At 65.6% G+C, this 19,848-nt stretch carries 12 protein-coding genes; 2 read left to right on the top strand and 10 right to left on the bottom strand.

What is annotated here, in order from left to right; genetic code table 11:
• Positions 1–82: 82 nt before the first annotated feature.
• Both ACX3OZ_RS08230 and ACX3OZ_RS08235 read left to right on the top strand, forming a co-directional pair.
• Positions 83–2,566 carry a methyl-accepting chemotaxis protein gene (locus ACX3OZ_RS08230; RefSeq protein ID WP_459094229.1) on the top strand — a complete coding sequence of 828 codons (2,484 nt, stop codon included), beginning with the start codon at positions 83–85 and terminating at the stop codon, positions 2,564–2,566.
• Positions 2,567–2,635: 69 nt separating this feature from the next.
• On the top strand, positions 2,636–3,928 hold the full coding sequence (locus tag ACX3OZ_RS08235; RefSeq protein ID WP_459094230.1) for a bifunctional folylpolyglutamate synthase/dihydrofolate synthase: 1,293 nt from the start codon (positions 2,636–2,638) through the stop codon (positions 3,926–3,928).
• On the opposite strand, the gene ACX3OZ_RS08240 is transcribed toward ACX3OZ_RS08235, so the two are convergent.
• The 10 genes from ACX3OZ_RS08240 to rpmI form a co-directional block, all read right to left on the bottom strand.
• The gene (locus ACX3OZ_RS08240) at positions 3,925–5,598 is read right to left on the bottom strand and encodes a glycoside hydrolase family 3 protein (RefSeq protein WP_459094231.1); all 1,674 of its coding nucleotides are present in this window, start codon (positions 5,596–5,598) and stop codon (positions 3,925–3,927) included. The two genes, ACX3OZ_RS08235 and ACX3OZ_RS08240, sit on opposite strands and share 4 nt — an antisense overlap.
• 757 nt (positions 5,599–6,355) lie before the next feature.
• On the bottom strand, positions 6,356–6,676 hold the full coding sequence (gene trxA / locus ACX3OZ_RS08245) for a thioredoxin (protein ID WP_459094232.1): 321 nt from the start codon (positions 6,674–6,676) through the stop codon (positions 6,356–6,358).
• Positions 6,677–6,755: 79 nt separating this feature from the next.
• Positions 6,756–10,181: a double-strand break repair helicase AddA gene (addA, locus tag ACX3OZ_RS08250; protein WP_459094233.1), complete on the bottom strand. Its 3,426-nt coding sequence runs from the start codon at positions 10,179–10,181 to the stop codon at positions 6,756–6,758.
• Positions 10,178–13,204 (bottom strand): double-strand break repair protein AddB, encoded by a 3,027-nt coding sequence (addB, locus tag ACX3OZ_RS08255; RefSeq protein WP_459104255.1) that lies wholly within the window; start codon positions 13,202–13,204, stop codon positions 10,178–10,180. The genes addA and addB overlap by 4 nt, the downstream gene beginning before the upstream one ends.
• Entirely contained in the window at positions 13,201–13,890 is a 690-nt protein-coding gene (locus tag ACX3OZ_RS08260) for a nucleotidyltransferase family protein (RefSeq protein WP_459104256.1), read from the bottom strand. The genes addB and ACX3OZ_RS08260 overlap by 4 nt, the downstream gene beginning before the upstream one ends.
• A gap of 320 nt (positions 13,891–14,210) precedes the next feature.
• Positions 14,211–16,631, bottom strand: coding sequence for a phenylalanine--tRNA ligase subunit beta (pheT, locus tag ACX3OZ_RS08265; RefSeq protein ID WP_459104257.1), 2,421 nt, complete (start codon positions 16,629–16,631; stop codon positions 14,211–14,213).
• Positions 16,632–16,643: 12 nt separating this feature from the next.
• Complete coding sequence (locus ACX3OZ_RS08270; protein WP_459104258.1) at positions 16,644–17,684, bottom strand: ASCH domain-containing protein; 1,041 nt, start codon at positions 17,682–17,684, stop codon at positions 16,644–16,646.
• Positions 17,685–17,867: 183 nt separating this feature from the next.
• The gene (pheS, locus tag ACX3OZ_RS08275) at positions 17,868–18,998 is read right to left on the bottom strand and encodes a phenylalanine--tRNA ligase subunit alpha (RefSeq protein ID WP_459094238.1); all 1,131 of its coding nucleotides are present in this window, start codon (positions 18,996–18,998) and stop codon (positions 17,868–17,870) included.
• Between the two features lie 113 nt (positions 18,999–19,111).
• Entirely contained in the window at positions 19,112–19,513 is a 402-nt protein-coding gene (rplT, locus tag ACX3OZ_RS08280) for a 50S ribosomal protein L20 (protein WP_459094239.1), read from the bottom strand.
• Positions 19,514–19,533: 20 nt separating this feature from the next.
• Positions 19,534–19,734, bottom strand: coding sequence for a 50S ribosomal protein L35 (rpmI, locus tag ACX3OZ_RS08285; RefSeq protein WP_056230654.1), 201 nt, complete (start codon positions 19,732–19,734; stop codon positions 19,534–19,536).
• Positions 19,735–19,848: the final 114 nt, after the last annotated feature.

Genomic DNA, 19,848 nt, shown 5'->3' on the forward strand with positions numbered 1-19,848 from the left:
ACACTTAAGGACGTTCCCCTAGGTTGCCGACCGGGCTGACGCATTTGCTGCGCCAGCCATTCGGAATGAGGGGGCGCGTTCCATGATCAAATTCTCGCTGCCGATTGCGCGCAAGCTGCCGCTGGCGCTGCTCGGTTCGGCTTTGCTGGTGAGTCTGGGTGTGGGGTTGGCGAGTTACCTGATTGGTAGCCAGGCGCTGCGCAATTCCGCCGAAACTAATCTGATGACGCTGGCCAATGAGCGCGCCAGCCAAGTGTCCACCTATCTCAAATCGGTCGAAGACGATCTGGTCGCTACCTCGCGCTCGGAGGCGACCGTGCAGGCGCTGCGCGATTTCGGCGGCGCCTGGCTGCAATTCAAGGTCGATCCGACCACCGAAGTGCGCAAGCTCTATGTCGATGACAATCCCAACAAGGACAATCTGGCAGCGCTGGCCACCTTGGGCACCACCGGCGCCTATGATGTCACCCATACCCGCTTCCATCCCGGCTACCGCACCCAGATCACCGCGCGCGGCTATCGCGACCTCTATCTGTTCGATCTCAAGGGGTTTCTGGTTTATTCGGTCAACAAGGGCGTCGATTTCGGCACCAGCTTTGCCGCCGGCCCGCTGGCGTCGTCCAGCCTGGGCGGGGTGTTCGCGCAGGCGGTGGCCATCGAAGATCCCGACGCCATCACTTTTGCCGATTTCGCCGCCTATGCCCCCGCTGCCGGCCAGGCGGCGAGCTTTTTCGCCAAGCCGGTATTCAATGCCCAGGGCCGCAAGGTCGGCGTGCTGGCGCTGCAACTGCCCTCTGAGCGGCTCGACGCGGTCATTGGCGATCGCACCGGACTGGGCCAGACCGGCGAAGTCATCGTCGTCGGCCCGGACGGGCTGCTGCGCAGCGATTCCATTTTCACCGAAGCCAATGATGCGCTGGCCACCGAATTTGCCGGGCCGGTGCTCGACGCCGCCTTGACCGGCATTCCGGCCCAGGGCGAGACCAGCGCCTATCGCGCCAGCGACATGCTGGTCGCCGCCGCGCCGATCACCACACGCGGCCAGAGCTGGGCCGCCGTGGCGGTGATGGCGACTGATGAGGTGTTGGCCCCGGTCGCCAATATGCGCAACATGATGCTGGCCATTGGAGCCGGCCTGCTCGCCGTCGTGGCGGGGTTGGGCCTGCTGTTCTCGCGCACTATTACCAAGCCGATCACCCGCCTCACCGACACCATGGAGGCGCTGGCCAAGGGCGATCTGGGAGTGGACGTGCGCGGCGCTGACCGCACCGACGAATTGGGCGCCATGGCTCGCGCCGTGGAAGTGTTCCGCGAAAACGGCCAGAAGGTGGCTCAGCTGACCGAGGCGGAAGCCGCGCAAGTGCTGGCCAATCAGGCCGAGCGCACTCGCATGATGGGCAATTTGCAGCGCGCTTTCGGCAATGTGGTCGATGCCGCCATTGCCGGCGATTTCAGCCGCCGCGTCGAGGCCGAATTCCCCGATGCTGAACTCAACGCATTGGCCCGCTCGGTCAATTCGCTGGTCGAAACCGTCGATCGCGGCCTGTCGGAAACCGGCGAGGTGCTCTCGGCGCTGGCTGACACCAATCTGACGCGCCGGGTGCGCGGCGATTATGAGGGGGCCTTCGCCCGGCTCAAGACCGACACCAATGCGGTGGCCGAAAAGCTCGGCGAGATTGTCGGCCAACTGCGCCTGACCTCCGGCGCGCTCAAGACTGCCACCGGGGAAATCCTCTCGGGCGCCAATGATCTGAGCGAGCGCACGGCACGGCAGGCGGCGACCATCGAAGAGACCTCGGCCACCATGGAGCAATTGGCCGCCACGGTGCTGGAAAACGCCAACAAGGCCGAAGCCGCCAGCGTGCAGGCCAAATCGGTCTCCGCCACCGCCGAACAGGGCGGGCAGGTGATGGCGCAGGCGACCGACGCCATGGACCGCATCACCGCCTCCTCTGCCAAGATTTCCAACATTATCGGGCTGATCGACGACATTGCCTTCCAGACCAATCTGCTGGCGCTCAACGCTTCGGTGGAAGCGGCGCGCGCTGGCGACGCCGGCAAGGGCTTTGCCGTGGTGGCGGTGGAAGTCCGCCGGCTGGCGCAATCGGCAGCCAGTGCCTCGGCCGACGTCAAACTGCTGATCGAGCAGAGCGCCAATGAGGTCAAGGGCGGCTCGCTGCTGGTGGCCGATGCCGCTGCCAAGCTGGCCGCCATGCTCAGCGCCATTCGCGACAATACGGCCGCACTGGAAGCCATCGCCCGCGACAGCCGCGAGCAGTCCAGCGCCATTGACGAGGTCAATGTCGGCGTCCACCAGATGGACGAGATGACCCAGCATAACGCCGCGCTGGTGGAGGAAACCAACGCCGCCATCGAGCAGACCGAAGCCCAGGCCAGCGAGCTCGACCGCATCGTCGATATTTTCACTATCGATGCGGCGCCGGCCCGCAGCGTTGCAGCTCCGGCGAGCGGTATCAGGGGCATGCAGGACAGGCTCAAGGCCGTGGCCGGCAGCTATCTGCGGCGCGGCAATGCGGCGCCCGACAAGGATTGGTCGGAGTTCTGAGACACCGGCCCATCTTGCCCCCCTGACGCATCGGCGGTACCCCATCAGGGCCTGTTCCTGGTGAGTCTCATGTCCCGCACTGATGCCATTCTCGCGCGCCTGTCGGCGCTGCACCCCAAGCTGATCGATCTCAGTCTCGACCGCATCCTGCCGCTGCTGGCCGATCTGGGGAGCCCGCACGATCACCTGCCGCCGGTAATCCATGTCGCCGGCACCAATGGCAAGGGCTCCACCATCGCCTATCTGCGGGCTTTTCTCGAAGCGGCCGGCAAAAAGGTGCATGTCTATAATTCGCCGCATCTGGTGCATTTCAACGAGCGCATCCGGCTGGCCGGGACGCTGGTCAGCACCAAGCGGCTCAATGCGGCGCTGGAGCGGGTGGAAACCCTCAATGCCGGGCGGCCGATCACCTTTTTCGAAATCACCACCGCCACCGCCTTCGCGCTGTTCGCCGAAACGCCGGCCGATTATCTGCTGCTCGAGACCGGCATGGGCGGCACCTATGACACGACCAATGTGGTGACCCGGTCGCTGGGCCAGATCATCACCCCGATCGATCTCGATCATCAGGGTTTTCTCGGCAATACGCTGGCCGAAATCGCCGCCAACAAGGCCGGCATTTTCAAGCGCGGCAGCAAGGCGGTGATCGGCTTGCAGCGCGACGAGGCCCGTCCCGTGCTTGACCGGGCGGCGCGGCGGCTGGGGATTACCCCGATCTGGCAGGGCGAGGATTTCCATGGTTCGGCCCAGGATGGGCGGCTGGTCTATTCCGACGAAATCGGCCTGCTCGATCTGCCGCCGCCGGCTTTGTTTGGCGCCCATCAATTCGACAATGCGGCGTTGGCCATTGCCGCTACCCGCCATTTCGGCCTGCCGGTCGATGCAGCCGCCTTCGCGGCGGGCCTGCGTCAGGTCACCTGGCCGGCGCGGCTGATGCCGCTGCATGGCAAATTGCGCGACCTGCTGCCGCCGGGCAGCGAATTATGGCTCGATGGCGGGCACAATACCCACGGCGCCACCGCGCTGGCCAAGGCGCTGGACGAAATGAACGCCAGGCGCCAAGCCCCGTTGGTGTTGATCATGGGGATGATGAACACCCGCGCCCCGGCCGAGTTTCTGGCGCCGTTTGCCGCATTGGCGCCGCAGGTGTTCACCCTGACCATTCCCGACGAGACCAATGCCCATCCGGCGGCCTTTATCGCCACCGAGGCACAGCAGGCCGGCTTTGCCGCGCAACCGGCACGCTCGGTGCTGACGGCGCTCAAGGCGGCGGCCGCGGTCCCCGACGCGCGGGTGCTGATCTGCGGCTCGCTCTATCTGGCCGGCGATGTGCTGGCGCGCAATGGAACGCCGCCGGATTAATACCGTCCCTGCCCGCTGCCGACGAATGGGTCGACCGGGTTGGTGCCGGTAAACGGGCTGCGGCCCAGCAGCGCTTCGACCACGGCTGCCTGCAGCGCTTCGCTGGAGCCATAGGCGTTGATATAGGCCGGCACGCGGGGGGCGTCGTAGAGATAATAGGGATAGCCGAACGAGATCATCAGCGTCGGCACATCGTGCCACAGCCGGCTCATGGCGCCGAACACCGAGCCGGTCAGCTTGACCCAGTCGAGGAAAATCCGGCTGCGACCCAGCGTGGTCTCTTCGGCGAAGAGATACAGCACCAGATCGAAATCCTTGGAACTGACCTCCATGCCGGGCGCGAACAAGGTGACGTCAAAGCCCTCCCTTCCCAGCCGATCGGGCAGGCTGAGCGGCAGCGGCTGCGGCACGAAGGGCACGATGACCCCGCCGGAATAGACCAGCACCCGCTTGTGCCTGCCCGGCGATAGCGGCAGCAGCCCGTTGATATCCTTGACCAGCGTTGGCACCCGCGCCGTGATGTCCGCCACCAGCTTGCGGTTCTCGTCGGTCGCCACGATCTGGCGCGCCGCGTCGATACTGGGTTCGGGATGGTCCACCTTGTGCAGGCCCAGCGCCGCCTTCAGCGCCAGCACCCGGGTCACCGCTTCGTCGACCCGCTCCTGGGTCAGCCTTCCATCGGCCACGGCTTTGACCAGCCGCATCAGATCGCCGTTGGCGTCGTCGGTGAACAGGATCACGTCGCAACCGGCAATGATCACCTCGGGCAGCACCACATCGCGCGGCCCCCAATCGCCCATGCCGGCCATCGGGGTGGCGTCGGAGACGATCAACCCGTTAAAGCCCAGCTCGCGCCGCAGCAAATCCTCATTGAGGATTTTGCTGAGCGAGGCCGGGCGATAGGCTTCGGCGCCCGCCTCGGGATCGAGCGCGCGGACAAAGGCGGGCAGCGCGATATGGGCGCTCATCACGCTCATCACGCCCGCCTCGATGGCCTTGCGGTAGAGCAGGCCAAAGCTGGCCTCCCATTCCGGCATGGTCAGCGGATTGACCGTGGTCACCAGATGCTGGTCGCGGTCGTCATAGCCTTCGCCCGGCCAGTGCTTGACCGTGGCGGCGACCCCATTGGCCTGGAAGGCTTCGATCTGGGCCAGCGCGTGGCGCTCGACCTTGTTCATGTCGCTGCCATAGGAGCGGGTGCCGACAATGGCGCTACGCCAGGCGGCGTTGATATCGATGACCGGGGTAAAGCTCCAGTTGAGCCCCACCGCCCGCGCCTCGCGGGCCATGATGGTAGAAATGGCGCTGGTCGCCGCCACATCATCCACCGCGGCCAATCCCAGCGGATTGGGCACGCTGGTGCCAAAGGGCAGGCTCATGCGGCTGCCTTCGAGGTCGGCGCTGATCAGCAGGGGGATGGCGCTCAGCGTGCCGAGATCGCGCGCCAGCGCGACTTCGGCGGCCAGATCATCGGAATAGATGCGGGTAATGCCGCCGGGCCGGAAACCGCGCACCTCCTCGGCCACTTCGGCGGGGGTGCCGCGCTCCAGCAGCACGAAGAGCTGGGCCAGCTTGTCGCGCGGGGTGAGCCCGTCGCGGGTGGTGTGGACCCAGGCGATGGCATCGTCATCGAGATTGAACGGCGCAGCAGCGAGGTTGAGCAGGGTCACGGCGGGATACTCCCAGGTCTTCTTTGCCTCTTTTTAGCAGGTGATCGTGGCTAAAGCAGCAAGTGTCGGGCGGAACAAAGCGCCGGTCGGCGCTGACGCCTCCGGGGACAGTTGAACGAGCGGAGCCCCGAGGCGGTTGTCGCCTCTGGTAAGTATAAAATAGTGAGACGAAACCGCCTCGGGGCGTCGGGTTTTTCTCGGAAGGCAGACCGCAAGCCCAGCATGGAACCGTAGCCCCATGCCCGAAAGCCCCATCCGCACAGCCCAGGGCGGAGCGCGACCTCCCCCCTCCCGACCGTCTTGCCGGACACCGGTCGCTGCAGCGCCGCCCGTATCCCGGAAAGATGGGGGGAGTATGGGCCAGGATTTGGGGGCGGGGATAAGATGGATAAGTGGGTGTTCCGGACGCCCCACAAACCCGATGTCATCCCGGCCTTGAGCCGGGACCCATCCTGAGGTGGGTGGGGCGGCCACCTTGCGGCTGTGGGACGATCTCGAGATGGGCCCCGGGTCAGGCCCGGGGTGACATTGTGGGTGGGGTGGCACGGGAGCGAAGCCCTGCCCTCAAGGGGAGCGGCTGCTGGTGCGGGGAAGATGGATCACCGGGACAAGCCCGGTGATGACGGTGGGGAGGAGGCCACAATCCATCCCCCCATCGTCATTGCCCGGCTCGTCCGGGCAATCCACATGGTTCAGCACCAAACAAAAACACCGCCGGGTTGCCCCAGCGGTGTCGTGGTCAATTCAGCGGGTAGGCTTAGGCGTGGCTTTCCAGCCATTTGCTGAGGCCTGCCTTGGGCGTGCCGGCGCCGATCTTCATGTCGGCGGCTTCGCCGCCCTTGAACAGGATCATGGTCGGGATCGAGCGGACGCCGTATTTGGAGGTGGTCGAGGGGTTTTCGTCGATGTTGAGCTTGACGATCTTGACCTTGCCGGCCAGCTCAGTCGAAAGCTCATCGAGAACGGGTGCAATCGCACGGCACGGTCCGCACCATTCTGCCCAGAAGTCCACCAGGACGGGCTGCTTGGAGTTGAGGACTTCCTCGCCGAAATTGGCGTCGGAAACGTGAGTCGTCATAGTATCTAGCCTTTGGGTTGAAAGCGGCGGTCTCTGTGCGCCTAAAGCTGGGTAGAGTCCAGTCTGGGTGCAAGCCGAGTCACCGCATGGTGAAGCCCTTCGTTTCGGCCGCCAGCAGGTCTGGTGGCAAAAACATCAATGATTCCAGTTGGGTCCACAGGATTGCCGCGCGTACGCTTCGTCCGGGGAAAAGCTGACCTGCAACCAACGCATATAGTCCGAGCTGGGTAAGATAGTTTCCCGGCACCTCGCCCGGCCCCCCGGGCACCGACGCATCGGACTTGTAGTCGACCAGAGTTACCCCCGAGTCGTCAATGACCAGCCGGTCGATGCGACCGGCGAGGCGGATCGGCGCGCCATCGCGCTGCGCGTCGAGCAAAAACGGCACTTCCGCCCGGCTCTGCGGCCCGAACAGGCTCGCCAGCTCCGGCCTGGTGAGGATGGAACTTGCCTTGGCCCCCAGCCGAGCGTGGCTTTCTGCCGCGCCGGGCAAGAGCGCTTCGAGCGCCTTGGGCACTACGTCATCCCACAATGTCGGCGCGATGCGCCCCAGATGTTGCAGCAGGGCATGCAGGGCAATGCCCTCCTGCCGCGCCAGCTCGGCGTCGCGCACCTGTTCGGCGAGGCTATCGAGCGCCTGCACCGGCGCCACATGGCTCCGCGCCATCGAGGGCGTCACGGTGACGATGCTGGGTGGGGCCGGCACCGGGGCCAGCGTCAGTGGCTGATCGACCAGCGCCGCCAATGTGGCATCAGGCCCGGCCGGCAGCGGCTGGACGCGTTGGCGCGGATAGACCAGGGCGCTCTCGCGCCCCTCGCCGTCCACGACGCTGGCAGCCTCCGGGCGCAATGCCGTCTCGATAGCCTCATACCAGCTGCCGGCCAGCTGCTTGCCGGCGTCCGAGCCCGGCGTCAGCGCGCCGGTGACATAAAGCTCGTCCTCGGCGCGGGTCATGCCGACATAGAGCCGGCGCCAGTACTCAGCCAGAATATTGTCGTCGACGCCCTGCTTCAGCGGCAGCGTCTCCGGCAGATGCCCGGCAGTCGCGGCGGCATGGATCAGCAGTGGCCCCGGCGCCTCGGCAATCACATAAATCGGCTTGCCCACCATCTGCATGCGTGGCTTGGCGGTGGCATCGGCCAGAATGACGATCGGCGCTTCCAGCCCCTTGGCGCCATGTACCGTCATCACCCGCACGCCGCCACCGGCTTCGGGCAGTTCGCGCTTGATGGTGCCCTGGCGCTGCCGCATGGCGGCGACAAAGCCCTGCAATGAGGGCTGAGAATCCTGCTCGTGATCCAGCGCCAGCGCCAGCATTTCGGCGAACACGTCGTCGACCTCGGCGCCCAGCCGCGCGTGGAAGCGCTTGAGCCCGCCTTCGGCATACAGCACCTGCGCCAGAAATTCGAAGGGCCGCTCGAAATCCAGTTCGCTGCGCCAGCGCGCAAGCTTTTCATGCGCTTCGGCACAGGAGGGAAGTGGGCAATGCGCCAGCGCCTGCCACAGGGTTTCGCCCTTGGCCCGCGGTTGCGCCAGCGCCAGCAGATCGTCCTCGCTGACATCGAACAAAGGCGAGCGCAGCAATGCTGCCAGTTGCAGATCGTCGGCCGGATTGAGCAGCACGTCGCAGAGCGCCAGCAGATCCATCACCGCGATATGGCCGGTGACTTTGAGCCGATCGGCACCCGGCGTCGGCAGTCCGGCCAGCCGCAGCGCCCGGATGACTTCCTGAAACAGCGAGCCGCGCGATTGCACCAGGATTAGCACATCATCGGCGCTGATGGCGCGGCCGCGCCCGGTCAGTGGCCGGCGCTCGGCAATCCACTGGCTGATTTCGCGGGCAATGCGCGCCGCCACCTGGCGCGGGGCGGTCTGTTCACTTTCGGGCGGCGTGGTGGGCCAGGCGCTGCCCGGCGGCGCATCGCCCGCCTGCTGGATCGGCGGCCACAGCGTGACGCTGCCGCCCCGCATGGTGCGGGCGGTATCGTGATGCACCGCCTCGGCTTCCAGCAATGCTGATTGGATGGCCGGATTGGCGCTGACCAGATCCACGGCGGCCAGAATTTCGGGCAGGGTGCGGAAACTGGTGCGCAAAGGCACGCGCTCGAACGCCGTCTCCGCCTGGTTGGCCGCGCGCCGATAGTCATTGCCAGTGTCGTCAAACAGCTCCGGCTCGGCGCCCTGGAAGGAATAGATCGACTGTTTCTGGTCGCCCACGGCGAACAGCGAGCGCGGGCGGGTCACCGCGCCGGCCCCAGCGAAATATTCGGCGGCGATGGCTTTGACCACGCGCCATTGCTCGCCATTGGTGTCCTGACTTTCATCGACCAGAATATGGTCAATGCCGGCATCGAGCTTGTAGCGCACCCATTCGCCGGATTCGTGCTCGAAGAGATTGGCGAGCTTCTCCACCAGATCGTCGAAATCCAGCAGCGAGCGGGCCCGCTTGCGCGCCTCGTAATGGCGCACCACGGCGGCAATGATGTCGAGCAGGGCATCGCTGCGCTCGATCAGTTTTGCGGCGCGGCGGGCTTCGGCAAGGGCGGCCAGCCGTTCGGCCTCGGCAATCAGCGTATCGGCCAGATCGGGATCGGCGCTGGTGATGGCCTTTACGGGAAAGCGCGCCGGCACCGTCTCATCGGCGGTGAGGAAGGCGCGCAGCCAGCCTTCGGGGGCTGGATCATTGGGATCGAGTGCGGCCAGCTTGTCCTGCAGGCTGCGATTGCCGCCGCTGGGCGGGCAGATCTCAAACAGTTTTGCCAATTCGGCGGGGCCGATCAGTCGCTCCGCGACGATGGACCTGGTGATGGTCTCCGCAGGCAAAGTCGTGCCGACCAGGCGGCGGAGATTGGCTTTGGCGCGGGCGGGATCGGCCAGCACAGCGCGCAGCTTGCGGCCATCCATCAGCGCGGCATCGATGGCGGTGCGCAGCTGGTCGTCGCTCAGGGTTTCAAACAGGGTTTCCACCGCGCCCGCGACGCCAATGCCCTGCGCCATGACGCTTTCGCGCGCCGCCAGCAGCATGGCGGTGCGCTCGTCGTCCTCGATGACCGCGAAATCATAGGGCACCAAGGCTTCAAGCGGAAACCGGTGCAGCACCGATTCGCAGAAGGCGTGGATGGTGACGATCTTGAGCCCGCCCGGCGTTTCCAGCGCCTTGGCAAACAGCGTTCGGGCGCGTTCGCGCAAAATGGAGGGGAAGTTCTCGCCCTCGATTTTGACCAGCTCGGTGTCGAGTTCGGCTTCGTCCATCAGGGCCCATTGGGCCAGCTCATGCGCCACGCGGCGGCGCATTTCGGCGGCGGCGGCCTTGGTATAGGTGAGGCACAGGATTGCCTGCGGCTCGACGCCGGCCAGCAGCAGCCGCAGCACGCGGCGGGTGAGCACGAAGGTCTTGCCCGAGCCGGCATTGGCCGACACCCAGATCGACCAGGCCGGATCGGCGGCGCGGGCCTGATTGCGGCTGGTGTCGAAGGGGATTTTCAGCTCGCCACGATCGTTCATAGCCCGCCCTCCTCGCCATCGACGGCGGTCCATTCGGCGACCCGCGCCAGATGGTCATAGGCGCCGGCAAAGCGCTGGCCGGGCAGCGGCAGCAGGCGCGACGGCATGGGGGTGTCGCTGAGCAGGAAATGGCTGATATGGGCTTGCATGCGGCGGGCGATTTCGTCGGCCGCCCCCATGATGTCATAGCCCTCGGCGGGGGTGAACGGCTTGGGCTGGAAGGCGTCGGGGCCAAGGCCCACCTTGATATAGGTCAGGGCGCTGGTCTGGGCCCGGGCGATTTTGCCCTCGGCCAGTTGGCCGGCATGGGCCATCTGCGCTTCGAGCAGGAGTTGCGGCACTTCAAACGCCTGCATCGCGCCCTTGGTGGGGGGCGAGCCGGTCTTGAAATCCATGATTTCCAGCGTGCCATCGACCAGCTCATCCACCCGGTCGGCGCGGCCGCTGAGGGTAAAAGCTTCGGCCAGATGCAGTTGCCACTGGCCGTCGATTTCGGCATGGCGCTGTTTCACCAGGGCGTCGCGGGCGCGTTCGAAGTCGAGAAACTGGCTGGCGGCGGTGTCGAAGCGGCGCAGCCAGATATCGCGGCGCTCGCCAATGGCTTCGAGCCCGGCGAATTTTTCCTTGGCAATAAGGCTGAGCTGATCGAGGGCATCGGGCGCGCTAACGTCATGGCCTGCCTCGACAAAGCTGGCGAAAATATCGTGAATGATGGTGCCGCGTTCGCGCGCATCGGGGGTGTCGCCGAGCGGATCGAGCTGGCGGAGCTTGAGCACATGCTTGGCATAGACGTCATAGGGCGAGCGCATCAGCGTTTCGATTTCGGTGACGCTGAGCGCCCTGGGGCGCTGGCTGGCCGGCGGGTTGGGCTGCGGCCGCGACGCCGCCACCACGGCCGGTACCGCGTCGATGCGGCGGGCCTGCGCCAACCAGATTTCGCCCTTTTGCTGCCAGTGCTTGGCGGTTTCGTCGCCAGCAAAGGCTTCAAGTCGCTGCAACAGGCGCGAGGCGATGGCGGGGCTGGCGCCGACGCGGTCGGCAAAGCTGACGATAACCTCAGCATTGCCCAGCCCTTGCGCGAAGTCATGCGCGGCGAGGCCCTGCATCCGCTCGGGCGGTTGCAGCCCGGCGGCCAGCCGCATGCCGCGACTGAGCCAGGGGCCGGGGTCGGCGGCTTCGGGCCATTTGTCTTCGTTGAGGCCGGCCAGGATCAGCAAATCGGGGGGCTGCAGGCGGGCTTCGATCTGGCCCCAGATGGCGATATCGTCGCGGCTGTCGTTGCGGGTGCGGACCTGTGCGCCGGTCATCAAGGCCGACAGCACGCCGTCCAACTGGATCGGCGCAAAGTGGTGACCTTCGCCGGCCTGCGCCGCCAGTTGCGCCGCCCAGGAATCGAGTTCGCGGCGGCCGGGGAGGTCGGCGCCATCGGCCACGGCGAGGAAGGCGGCATGCAAAGCGGCGGCGAATTCGCTGGCGCTGATCGAGGGGGTGGCAAGCAAATTGCGCAATGGCGCCAACGCGTTGTTGATGCGGGCGAACAGAGCTTCGATGGCTGGGCCATCGTCGGGCTTGAGCTTGCGGGCCGGGTGTTTGGTGCTGCGATCGAGATTGGCGGCAAGCAGGACGCGCAGCCCGGTAAGCCCCGGATTGGGGCGTTGGCCGCGCAAGAGACCCAGCTCGATATTGTCGGCCAGCAGGGCGATTTCGCCGCGTTCCAGACCGAAGCGGGTGGCCCGGTTGCGCAATAGCGCTACCAGATCGACCGGGGCGCAATCGCTGCTGGCGAGGGTCAGAATCTGGCGCAGCAAGCGGCCGGATGCTGACTGGAACAAGGGAACGCCGGCGGCGTCATCGACGGCGATCTCGAAGCGTTGCAATTCGGCGGCGATGCGGCGGGCGAGGTTGCGGTCGGGGGTGACGATGCCGACAGTCTTGGAATCGGCCAAAGCCTGCCGCGCGGCCATGGCGACGGCGCGGGCTTCCTCGTCCTCGTTGCGGGCGCGGATGACCGACAAGCCCTTGCTGGCATTGGCTAATTCGACCTCACTGAGACGGTGCTCGGCCCAGCGCGCGGTGTCCTTGGTCAGCGCCAGCGCATGGTTGACCAGCAGGGTGCGGGGGGAAACATTGGCGGCCAATTCGGTGACCTCGGCGACGGTTTTGCCGAGGCTATTCAACAGCCTAGCCAGGCCGTATTGGGGGTGGCCATGCGGGGCATTGCTGTCGTTGAGCAGGGCAGCGTGGTCGGCGTCGCTCAGGGCGGTATCGAGGCCGGGCAACACGATGACGCCACGTGGCAAGGCATTGATCGCCTTGAGCAATCTGGCGGTGGCGGGAATCGAGCCGGTGGAGCCAGCGGCGATCACCGGGCGCGCGCCATAGAGATGGATGGCGGCGTCTGCTTGCCGGTCGAGCCGCTGGCCGCGCAATCTGGCCACGTCATCGCGGTTTTTTGCCGACAAATGCTCGGGCCAGAAGCGTAAAGCGATGTCCAAAAAATTCAGCGTCTGCTGCCAGTATGCTGACAGATTTCCTGCGATTTGCGGCACGATGGCGCGGATGTCGTCGGCGCTGCGCTCCTCGGTCAGCAGATCGTCGATCAGCTCGCCCAGCGACTCGGCCATGGCCAGAATTTCGCCGGCGGTGGGTGGGCTGGAAAATGCCTCGCGGCCCGCTTCCGACCCGGCCCAGGCGGCGACCAGCCGCGACAGCACCAGACGGCGTTCGAGGCCGCTGGCGGCGGGCAGCGTCGGTGGCGCATCGAAGGGGGGCAGGAACGGCTCTTCGTCTTCCACTTCGCCGCCAAAAGTGCGGATGTCGGGGAGGAGGCCATTGTTGTCGGGGTGGCGGGCGAAGGCGTCGGCCAGCACCTGTTTGGCGCGGCGGGTGGGCAGCACGATGGTGACGTCGCTGAGCCAGAACGGTTGGCTGCGATCCCAATCGCCCAACAGCGTGCCATCCATCACCCTTTCGGCCAGGGTGGCGAGGAATTTGGCGTGCGGAGCGATGGAATAAAGCGTCATGGGCGGAGCAGCCGCTCGGCATCGGCCAGCGCCATCGGGTCGCCGACATGGAACCACGGCGCGTCCAGCACGACGCCGAAGAGTTGCTCGCGCTCCAGCGCGGCCTCGAATAGATCATTGATGGAGAAGGCCCCATCCGGCGTGTCGGCGAAGCGGGCTTTGCCGAGCAGCGCCACGCCGGCATAGATCACCGGCGCGCCATAATCGCGGGTGATCTCGCCCTGCGGCGACAGGCAGAAATCATGGCTGCGGGCAAAGCCGGTGGCGTTGCGCGGGTGGACGCAGAGCAGCACGATAGAATCGTCGGTGTAACGCTCCAGCATGCGGGCCAGCGGGGTGTCGCTGCCGGCGGGCCAGAAGGCATCGGTGTTCATCACCAGGATCGGATCGGAATGCAGCATCGGCAAAGCCTGCTTCACCCCGCCGCCGGTGCCGAGCAATTGGTCTTCGCGGCTGACCTTCAGCAAGCCGCCAAAATGGGCCAGGATCTGGTCGGCGCGGTAATGCGCATTGGCGACGAAACGCTTGGCGCCCTCGGCCTTGGCATTGCCCATGATGCGCTCGATCAGCGGCACGCCGGCGACGGGCACCAGGGCTTTGGGCAGGGTTTCGGTGATGGGGCGCAGACGGGTGCCGAGGCCCGCAGCCAGCAGCATGACGTCAGGGAATCGGGCGGTGTCGGTCATGGCCGGATAAGAGCGGGGCGGGGCTGGGATGTCCAGTGGCTCGCGCGCAGTTGGGGCCTCCCCTTGGGGCAGGCAATCGCATGGAGTGGAGCATAAGTCACCTCTCCCCTGAGGGGAGAGGTCGACCCGAAGGGTCGGGTGAGGGGTTCAGGTCCGTGTTGGGCGCGCTGCCCTTCTTCGGCGTTGAACCCCTCACCCCACCCTCTCCCCTCAGGGGCGAGGGAGCCTGCGCTCAGTGGCATCCGCTCCCCGCAACCCCCTCCTAGCCTCCCCCTTCTAGGGGGAGGTGCAGCGTGGTGGTTGGGGGAGAGGCGTGCCTCTCAGGTCCGCAGCACGCCGCCGCTGGTTTTGGTGACGGCGGTGATGATGGCGGTGGAGACTTTTTCGATGTCTTCGTCGGTCAACGTCTTGTCGGTGGGCTGCAGGGTCACTTCGATGGCGATGGACTTTTTGCCTTCGCCAACGTGAGCGCCTTCGAACACGTCGAACACCACGACGTCCTTGATCAGACCCTTGTCGGCGCCGCGGGCGGCCTTGAGGATCGCGCCGGCGGTGACGGCTTTATCCACCACGAAGGCGAAGTCGCGGGTCAGGGGCATCAGGCTCGAGAGGTCCAAAGCCGGCTTGGTGCGGGTCGCCTTCTTGCGCGGCTCGGGCAGGGCGTCGAGATCGAGTTCGAAGGCCGCGACGGGACCGTCAATGTCGAGTTCGGCCGCCCAGGCCGGGTGCAGTTCGCCGAACCAGGCGATGGTTTTGGGGCCCTGGGCGACGCGGCCGCCGCGACCGGGATGGCTCCAGGGGGCGGGTTCGGCCAAGACCTGCATCTTGTCGATGTCGTAGCCGAGCGCGTCGAGCGCGGCGGCGAGGTCGGCCTTGGCGTCGAACACGCCGACCGGTCCGGCCTTGCCCGACCAGTGCCGGCCCGAGCCGTCGAGCTTGGCCGTGCCGGTGCGGATGGCGGTGGCATAGGTGTGCTGGCCTTCCGGCGCGGCCGAGAGGAACACCTGACCGACTTCGAACAGGGCCTGATCGTCAAGGCCGCGATTGGCGTTGCGGCGTGAGGCGGCCAGCAGGCCGGGCAGCAGCGAGGGGCGCATGTCGGTCATGTCGGACGCGATGGCGTTGGCCAGCTGCAGGCTTTCCTGCCCGCCACCGAAGCGGGTGGCTTCACTGTGGGAAATGAAGGACCAGGTGACGGCCTCATCCAGCCCGCGCGACGCCAGTGCCCGGCGGGCGAGACGGCGGCGATTCTGGATCGAGGTGAGCATGCGCGGCGCGACGTGGCTGAGACGCGGCAACGGCTCGACCGGGACGTTATCGACGCCGACCATGCGCATGACTTCTTCGACCAGATCGGCCTTCTGCGTCACGTCGGGACGCCAGCTCGGCACCTTGACGGTGAGCACATCGCCCTTGCCGGTGATCTCGAAGCCGAGGCGGCTGAGGATGGCGCTGACCACCATCGGCTCCACGGTCAGCCCGGTGAGGCGCTTGACCTCGGACAGGGGGAATTCGACCACGGTGTTGGGATAGACGTCCTCGCCCGAAATCGCCGGCTCCAGCGGGGTGCCGCCGCAGAGTTCGAGCACGAGGCGTGTGGCCAGTTCGAGGCCCGGCTCGGTCAGGGCCGGATCGACATTGCGTTCGAGGCGATAGCGGGCATCGGAGACGATGCCGGTCTTGCGGCCGGTGCGGGCGATCAGTTCGGGGTCCCAGCTGGCGCATTCCATGAACACGTTGACCGTGGCGTCAGTGGAACTGGAGCGGATGCCGCCCATGACGCCGCCGAGGCAGAGCGGACCGTCATCATCGGCGATGACGGTCATGCTCTCATCGAGCGGGTAAATCTTGTTGTCGAGCGCGTCGAGCGTTTCGCCGGGGCGGGCATTGCGCAGCACCGGCTGGCCGACCATTTTGTCCGCGTCATAGGCGTGCAGCGGGCGGCCCCAGCCGAGCGACACCAGATTGGTGATATCGACCACGGCATTGACGGGACGCAGGCCGACGGCGCGCAGGCGCTGCTGCAGCCATTCGGGCGAGGGGCCATTCTTGACGCCGGTGATCAGGCGGCCACCGAATTTGCGGATCGCCTTGGGCTCGTCCGCGGCGAACTGATGCGGCAGCGGCGCGATGGGGCTCGGGCCCTGCGACGGCACCGGCGACATGTCGGTGGCTTTGAGCGTGCCGAGGCCAAAGGCGGCGAGGTCCCGCGCAATGCCATAGACGCCGGTGGCGTCGCCGCGATTGGGGGTGATGGAGATATCGAAGATCACGCCATTGATGCCGGCATAGTCGGGATAGGAGACGCCAATTGGGGCGTCTGCCGGCAGCTCGATAATGCCGTCATGGTCGTTGCTGAGTTCCAGCTCGGCATTGGAGCACAGCATGCCGTTGGACACCTGGCCACGGATATTGCCCTTGCCGATGGTCATGTCCTTGCCCGGAATATAGGTGCCGGGGAAGGCGAAGACCGACTTGAGGCCGGTGCGGGCATTGGGGGCGCCGCAGACCACGTCGATCAATTCGCCGCTGCCGGCATCGACCTTACAGACGCGGAGCTTGTCAGCATTGGGATGCTGTTCGGCCGAGACGATATGGGCGGTGACGAAGGCGCTCAGCGCCTTGCCCTGATCTTCCATGCCTTCGAGTTCGAGCCCGATCAGGGTCAGCGTCTTGCCGATTTCATCAGCCGACGCGTCGGTGTCGAGGTGCTGCTTGAGCCAGTCGAGGGTGAATTTCATGGTTTTGGCACCTTAGCGGAAGTCGGACTTGCTGCCGTTGATGGCAGGCAGGGCACGGGAGATTTTGAACAATTCGACCAGCACATGGGCAAAGCCCCGCGCATCGTCGATGGCTTTGTGGGTGTGGGCAATGTGGCCGTAGAACTCGGCGGGCAGCTTGCTCATGCCCCAATCGAGATAGGGCGCGCCGCGCAGCGTGCCGGCCATGGTGTAGAGGCAAACCCCACCACCGCGGAAAATCTGCCGCTGCTTGAACGGGCCGCTCAGCACGCGGGTGCCGGCAAATTCATCGAGATAATGATCCATCCACAGCCCGTCGAAAATCATCGGCGCGGCGACGAACACCTTTGGCCCGGGCAGGGCTTCCACCCAGTCGGCAAAGCGCGGCATCACCACGGCCGGGGCTTCGGCATTGGCGGTGGTGGCGGCCCAGGCTTCGGGCTGGGTTGCCCACCAGGCCATGGTGGTCTCATTGGTGGTGCGGTCGGGGCGGGCCAGCAGCTGGGCTTCGAACTCGCCATAGGGCGTGCCATCGGCGGCGATGGCGACCGAGGCAAAGCTCAGCATGGAATTATGCAGCGGCGTCGGGCCATCCGATTCGATATCGGTGACGATGAAAATCGGGGTGGCGACCTGGTTGTATATTGGGCGACCGGCGGGGAGCACTTCCACCAGCCGGAAGGTCTCGCAGACCAGCTCCATCTCGGGGGCAAAGCCGCCATTGCGGGCGAAATAGGCTTCGTGGCCGGACCGCCAGGCGGCATAGGGGCCTTCGCCCTCGGCGAGGGCAAAAGCCTCGGTTACGGCGTCGAAGCGGGTGATGTCGAGCGATAGCGTTTCGATGACGCAGGCGGGTTCGCCCGCGCCGTTCAGCACCACGTCGCGGCGACCGACGGCCGGCATGGCCTCCTTGCCGGGGCCATAGTCGCGCAAGGCGCCGCAGGTCGCGGTTTTTTTGCCGGCGAGCACCAGGGCGAGCAGCTCATCGGCCAGGTGCGGCGAGTCGCCGAAGCTGAACTGGATGGCGTTGGCATAGTGGGATGGCAGAGTCATAGCTGCGCCTCGCCATAGCCACGGAGCGCGTCCCAACCACGGAGCGACACCTCCCCCTCGACGGGGGAGGTTGGGAGGGGGTGTGAGAGCCCCGATATTGGGGCCAATCTACCCCCGCCCTTGATCCCTCCCCGCAAGGGGGAGGGCGTCGACTGAGGTGCCGGTTCTTGGAAGCAGAGCATCTTAGCTGCTCAGCCCGCCGAACAGGGTCGGCAGGTCGAGGGGGCGGAAGCCGTAATGGTCGATCCAGCGCTGGTCGGCGTCGAAAAACGCACGAAGGTCGGGCATGCCGTATTTCAGCATGGCGATGCGGTCGATGCCGATGCCCCAGGCAAAGCCCTGATAGACGTCGGGGTCGAGCCCGGCGTGGCGGATCACATTGGGGTGGACCATGCCGCAGCCGAGAATTTCCAGCCAGTCGCTGCCTTCGCCGATCTTGACCTCATTGCCCGAGCGGTCGCATTGCACGTCGACTTCCATCGACGGCTCGGTGAAGGGAAAGAAGCTGGGGCGGAAGCGCAGGGTGACGTTGGGCACCTCGAAATAGGCTTTTAGGAATTCCTCCAACACCCAGCGCAGCTGGCCGATATGGCTCGACTTGTCGATGACCAGGCCTTCGACCTGATGGAACATCGGGGTGTGGGTCTGGTCTGAGTCATTGCGATAGGTGCGGCCGGGCATCACCACGCGGATCGGCGGATCCATGGCGGGGGTGATGTAGCTGGCGGCGGGCTTTTCATTGCTCTTCTGCATCACCCGCATCTGCACCGGCGAGGTGTGGGTGCGCAGCACCTTTTTCACGCCGTCGGGGCCGGGCTTCATGAAGAAGGTGTCGTGCATCTCGCGGGCCGGATGGCCTTCGGGGAAATTCAGCGCGGTGAAGTTGAAATAGTCGGTCTCGATATCGGGACCTTCGGCGATGGAAAAGCCCATGTCGGAGAAGATCGCGGTGATTTCGTCGATGGTCTGGCTGATCGGGTGGACGCGGCCGCGCGCTGTCGGGGCTGCCTGCAAGGGCAGGGTGACATCGACGGTTTCGGCCTTGAGGCGGGCGTCGAGCGCGGCGGCCTTGAGGGTGGCGCTCTTGGTCTCGATCAGACCGGCGATTTCGACCTTGAGGCCGTTGATCGCCGGGCCGGCGCTTTTGCGGTCTTCGGCGGCCATGGAGCCGAGCGAGGCCAGCAGCGCTGAAACGCTGCCCTTCTTGCCCAGGGCGGCGACGCGCACCGCGTCCAGCGCGGCATCGTCCCCGGCAGCTGCAATGGCGGCCGACAGATCGGTGCGGAGGGTGGCGATTTGGCTATCGAGGGACATGGCAGAACTCGTTCGGACAGATTACGGGCGGTTAGACCAAAACAAAACGCCCCGCGCCAGCCCTTATCGGGTGGCGCAAGGCGCATATTCAGCCTCAGCAGCGCTGGGGAGTGTTAGGCGTTGATGCGTGCGTGGGTGGTGGCTTCGACACCATCCAGATACACAAGCGCAGCCTTGGCCTTAGCGACCAGCACGCCGAACGCTTCAGGCTGGGTGATCGCGAGATCGCTCAGCACCTTGCGGTCAACGGCAACCTCAGCCTTGCTGAGGCCGTCGATAAATCGACCATAGGTCAGGCCGTAATCGCGGACGGCAGCGTTGATACGCTGGATCCAGAGCGCGCGGAAATTGCGCTTCTTGTTGCGACGGTCGCGATACGCGTACTGGCCGGCCTTTTCGACGGCCTGCTTGGCGATGCGGATCGTTGACTTGCGGCGGCCATAATAGCCCTCCGCAGCCTTCAATACTTTTTTGTGGCGGGCGTGAGCGGTAACGCCTCTTTTAACGCGTGACATGTGTCAGCTTCCCTTCAGCGTTAGCGGTTGTACGGCATGTACCACTTCACCAGACCCTCATCGCCCTTGGCGAGGATCTTGGTGCCGCGGTTCGTGCGAATGTACTTGGCGTTGTGGTTGATCAGGCGGTGGCGCTTGCCGGCGACGCCTGCCTTGACACGACCGGTCGCTGTGAAACTGAAACGCTTTTTGGCGCCAGATTTCGTCTTCATCTTGGGCATTTTGCGGGTCCTTGTTCTAGATGGGCTGGTTTAGGGCCTATCGCTTTCAAAGACCGCCACGGCATGCCTGTTGGCCGGGCGGTCCGGAGAAGTGGGCTCTATAGGGGGAAACTG

The sequence above is a fragment of the Devosia sp. A369 genome, assembly GCF_054489345.1.